Source organism: Aquamicrobium terrae (genome assembly GCF_040545735.1).
In the GTDB taxonomy this organism is placed as follows: domain Bacteria; phylum Pseudomonadota; class Alphaproteobacteria; order Rhizobiales; family Rhizobiaceae; genus Mesorhizobium; species Mesorhizobium terrae_A.
The window spans coordinates 1-4,267 of the sequence record NZ_JBEPML010000040.1 but is presented as its reverse complement, the minus strand read 5'-3'; the positions used below and the strand labels follow the sequence as shown (position 1 = coordinate 4,267).

Sequence of the window (4,267 nt, the reverse complement as noted above, 5' to 3'; positions counted from 1 at the left end):
CCGATCTCGACGCGGGGCTCGAAGATGCCGCGACAGGGCGCGTAGACGAACGCGTCCCTGCCTTCGACCCGCATCAGGCGCACGGGCGGCGGCGGTTCGGTTTGTGCGTTCGGCAGGATGCCGACATGCCTGAGAACACGGCAGAGCCCCTGGGTGGCGATGGCTTCGCCTTTGGGCGAGAAGCTGCCGCCACCGCCCAGCTCCGCCGTGAGCGCGGGAACGCCGCAGGCCTGGGCCGCCGCCGACAGCGTTGTCGAGGCGCCGCCGCCTGCGCCGTCGCTGATGGAGCCGACGGGCGCGCCGAAGATTTGCATGAGCTCGACAAGCCGCGCCGTCTCAGTCGCGATCCCGCCGTCCCGGATCAGGCAGCAGGGATAATAGGACAGCGACCTTCCGCCAGAGTGCAGGTCGATGACGAGATCGGACAGGGGCAGAAGCACCGAGACGACGTAGTGGGCGATCATCTGGGTCGGCGTGCCGTTGGCCTTGCCCGGAAACAGGCGGTTGAGATTGCCCTCGTCGAGCGGCGACAGCCGCCGGCCGGCGTCCACGGCGGGGTAATTCAGGGCAGGCAGGACAACGATGCGGCCGCGCACCTCGCCCGGCTCGATCCGTCGCGCCAGCTTGCCGAGCGCGATCTGGCCCTCATATTCGTCCCCGTGGCTGCCGGCGACCAGCAGCGCCGTCGGTCCTGCCCCGTTCCTGATGCAGGCGATGGGGATGGGGATTGTGCCATAGGCGGAAAGGTCGCTCGAGAAGGGCAGCCGGAGAAAGCCATGCTGTTTGCCGTCCCGTTCGAGGTCGAGGGTCGTCCACATGCGCGTTTCGCCCGCCGGCATCGCAGCCTCCATGTCGATACAGCCTTCCTGTCAATGCAGCAGGGTGCCGAGGAAGTCGCGGGCCCGCGGATGGCTCGGCGCCGAGAAGAAGGTGGCGGGCTCGGCCCGCTCCACGATCGCGCCCCGATCCATGAACACGACCGCGTCGGCCACCTCGCGGGCAAAGCCCATCTCGTGGGTGACGCAGATCATGGTCATGCCGTCATGGGCCAGCTCGGTCATGACGTCGAGCACCTCGCGGATCATCTCGGGATCGAGCGCCGAGGTCGGCTCGTCGAACAGCATCAGGCGCGGGCTCATGCACAGCGCCCTTGCGATCGCCACCCGCTGCTGCTGGCCCCCCGACAGTTGTGCGGGATATTTGGATGCCTGCTCGGGAATGCGGACCTTCTCGAGATAGTGACGGGCCAGGGCCTCGGCCTCGGTGCGCGCCATGCCGGCCACCCGGCGCAAGGCCAGGGTGCAGTTGGCAAGCACGCTCAGATGCGGAAACAGGTTGAAGTTCTGGAACACCATGCCGGTCTGCCGGCGGGCCAGCGCGGTTTGCACGGCATCTTCTCCGAGCTTCGTCCCGTCCAGCCTTATGGTTCCCTGCCGATATGCCTCCAGACCGTTGATGCAGCGGATCAGGGTGGACTTGCCCGAGCCGGACGGGCCGCAGATGACGATGCGGGAACCGTGCGCGACCCTGAGGTCGATGCCCTTCAGGACATGGAAGGTGCCGTACCATTTGTGAAGCGCGTCGATCTCGACGGCCGGGGTCTGCCGGGGGTCTTGCATGAAAAGCGGGTCTTTCTGAAAGCGAAGGTTCATGGCGGCCATTCTTCGGGAGATGTTCATCGCGCCGTCGAAACGGCGAGGCGCTTCTCCAGCCATCTGACGCCCTGCGAGATGGCCAGGGCCAGCGCCAGGAAGACGATGCCGGCCACGGTGAGCGGCTCGGCATAGCGATAGGTGTCGGAGGCGATGTCGAAGGCCGCCCCGAGCATTTCCGGCACGGCCAGGACCGCCAGATAGGGCGTGGCCTTGAGGATCGAGACGAAGTAGTTGCCCATGGGCGCTGCGATGTTGCGCAGCATCTGCGGCGCGATGACGAAGACGACCGTATCGAGCCGGCCGAGGCCCAGCGCCCTTGCCGCCTCCTGCTGGCCCCTGGCGATGGCGTCGATGCCGGCCTTGAAGACCTCGGCCAGATAGCCGCTGTAATAGAGGCTGAGACCGGCAATGCCGACCGTCAGCGCGCTCAGCCGCACCCCGTGGAAGGGCAGGATGAAGTACAGGCAATAGAGCCACACCAGCACCGGCGTCGCCCGGATGAAGTCGATGAGGAAGCGCACGAGGAAGCCGACAAGGCCGCCCCTGCGCCGCACGATCTCGAGGCAGAAGCCAAGGGCGGCGGCGCCGAAAGAGCTCGCGACCGCCACCAGCAGGGTCATGCCGATGGCGCCCAGGATCGCCGGCACGCTCGCCAGGGCAAAGCCGACGTCAAATCCCACGACCCGCCTCCCTGACCGGCGTCACCCACCGCTCCGCCCATCGTCCCAGAAGGGCGATCGGATAGCAGACCATGAAATAGGACAGCAGCAGGGCGAGGTAGACGGGGACCGGGTCATATTCGATCTGGGCGATTTCCTTGGCCCGGAAGGTCATGTCGGTCAGCGTGATCAGCGAGACCAGCGATGTCGCCTTGACCAGCTGGATGACGAGGTTGATGAAGGTCGGGCTCATGGCCAGCAGCGCCTGCGGCAACTCGATGAGCAGGAGGATGGCGGCGCGCGACAGGCCGAGCGCCTGTCCCGCCTCCTTCTGGCCGCGATCGAGCGCCTGCAATCCCGCCCGCACGGCCTGGCTGGCGTAGCCCGCGGTGTTGAGGCCCAGAACCATGGCCCCCACGGTCATGGCGGACAGGGTGACCCCGACCACGGGCAGCGCGTAGTAGAAGACGAACAGAAGGATGACGACCGCGGAACTGCGCCAGAATTCGATCGTGGACGTGACGAGGAAGCGGGCAAAGCCGGTCGTCAGATACTGGGCGATCCCGAACACAAGGCCGAAGGGAACCGCGAAGACCAGCCCGTAAAGGGTGACGGAGGCCGTGACCCGGAATCCTGAAAGGATGCCGGACCAGATGTCGAACATGCTCATTCGCCGGCCCCGTCCTTGCCGTTGCCGCAGATCAGTTCGGTGGTGACGGTGTCGGGAACGGTCGCATCCTCGGCAAAGCCGTACTTCTTCATAAGCCCGGCGACCGTTCCGTCCTGCTTCAATGCCGTGAATTTCTCGTCATAGAGCGCCTTCAGGTCCTCGTCCTGCTTGCGAAAGGCCACGGCGGCGTAGTTGGCCTGCTCGTCGGCGATGACGAACGGATCCGCCCGCTCCACGTCACGGGCGCTGCCGTCCTTCAGGAGAGCGAGCACGGTCGGCAGGGAAAGCAGGGAGACATCGACACGGCCGGCGCGCAGGGCGGCCACGTTCGACTGGATGTCGGGAAACAGAAGCATGCGCTCGTTCGGCACGCCGGCCGCCAGCGCATTGCGCACGACCACGCTGCCGCGCCCGGCGCCCATGACGATGTCGGGATTGTCGACGATATCCTGGTAACCGTGGATGTCCTTCGGGTTGCCGGGCAGCACCAGTGCGGCATCCAGCTCCTTCAGGTCGGGCCTGCCGAATGCGACCTGCCTGCACCGCTCCGGGGTGATGGACAGGCCTGACGCCACCACATCGAAGCGTCCCGCCAGCAGGCCGGGAATGAGGGCGCCGAACTCGGTCACCCTGATGTCGATCTCCTTCACGCCGAGATCGGCGAAAGCCGCCTTCAGCAGGTCGGGATGCCAGCCCGTTGCCTCGCCCGTGGCCTCGTCGCGATAGCCCCAGGGGGCGCGGTTGTGGATGCCGACCACGATCCTGCCCTCGCGCAGGATGCGGTCCTTCGCGGTTTCGGCAAACGCCGCCTGGCCGGCGGCCCCCAGTGCAGCGACACCCAGCACCATGGCCAGCCCCCTGGCCAGCACCACACCCAACCCCCTGGCCAACATTGCCCGGCGCGGGCTCAATCGAGACGTCATGATCTTCCTCCCATTTTTGTGAAACTTTGTTCCAGAGGTCGCTTCGGACCCTTGCGAGCGAAGGTCCGGTTTGCACGGCCAGCGATCCGGCTGCGACTGTCCCTGATGCCCTTACGACGGACCCCGCTGCAAAGAAGCCTCAGCACCGGTCAGGCGCCGCAGGTCCGCCAGCACCGACCGCAGATGCGGCCACGGAAAGTCGGACGGCGCATCGCCGGTCTCGCTCTCCAGCAGCAGGACCTCCAGCTTGGCCACCACGCCGCCCATCGAGTGGGCCGGCGTCCGCGCCAGTTCCTCCAGGAGCCGGGCCGTCTCCCCGGCGAAGCGTTCCTCCGCCGCCTTCGCCTTCGAATAACCGAG

At 66.7% G+C, this 4,267-nt stretch carries 5 protein-coding genes and 1 pseudogene; all 6 read right to left on the bottom strand.

Annotation, left to right across the window (positions count from 1 at the left end; all coding sequences use genetic code 11):
- Positions 1–839: succinylglutamate desuccinylase/aspartoacylase family protein (locus tag ABID37_RS26150; RefSeq protein ID WP_354199887.1), on the bottom strand; the 839-nt coding region annotated here is incomplete at its 3' end.
- A 30-nt stretch (positions 840–869) separates the two neighbouring features.
- The gene (locus tag ABID37_RS26145; protein ID WP_354199886.1) at positions 870–1,619 is read right to left on the bottom strand and encodes an amino acid ABC transporter ATP-binding protein; all 750 of its coding nucleotides are present in this window, start codon (positions 1,617–1,619) and stop codon (positions 870–872) included.
- 56 nt (positions 1,620–1,675) lie between these two features.
- Positions 1,676–2,335, bottom strand: a complete 660-nt coding sequence (locus ABID37_RS26140) for an amino acid ABC transporter permease (RefSeq protein WP_354199885.1) — start codon at positions 2,333–2,335, stop codon at positions 1,676–1,678.
- On the bottom strand, positions 2,325–2,984 hold the full coding sequence (locus tag ABID37_RS26135; RefSeq protein ID WP_354199884.1) for an amino acid ABC transporter permease: 660 nt from the start codon (positions 2,982–2,984) through the stop codon (positions 2,325–2,327). Before ABID37_RS26135 ends, ABID37_RS26140 begins: the two co-directional genes overlap by 11 nt.
- Positions 2,981–3,907 (bottom strand): ectoine/hydroxyectoine ABC transporter substrate-binding protein EhuB, encoded by a 927-nt coding sequence (gene ehuB / locus ABID37_RS26130; RefSeq protein WP_354199883.1) that lies wholly within the window; start codon positions 3,905–3,907, stop codon positions 2,981–2,983. The genes ABID37_RS26135 and ehuB overlap by 4 nt, the downstream gene beginning before the upstream one ends.
- A 111-nt stretch (positions 3,908–4,018) precedes the next feature.
- Positions 4,019–4,267 (bottom strand): annotated as a pseudogene (locus ABID37_RS26125) (hypothetical protein); the annotation flags it as partial.

Bases quoted from the DNA above. Each gene is read 5' to 3' on its own strand.
- ABID37_RS26145 (WP_354199886.1), bottom strand. From the start codon at position 1,619: ATGCAAGACCCCCGGCAGACCCCGGCCGTCGAGATCGACGCGCTTCAC.
- ABID37_RS26135 (WP_354199884.1), bottom strand. From the start codon at position 2,984: ATGAGCATGTTCGACATCTGGTCCGGCATCCTTTCAGGATTCCGGGTC.
- ehuB (WP_354199883.1), bottom strand. From the start codon at position 3,907: ATGACGTCTCGATTGAGCCCGCGCCGGGCAATGTTGGCCAGGGGGTTG.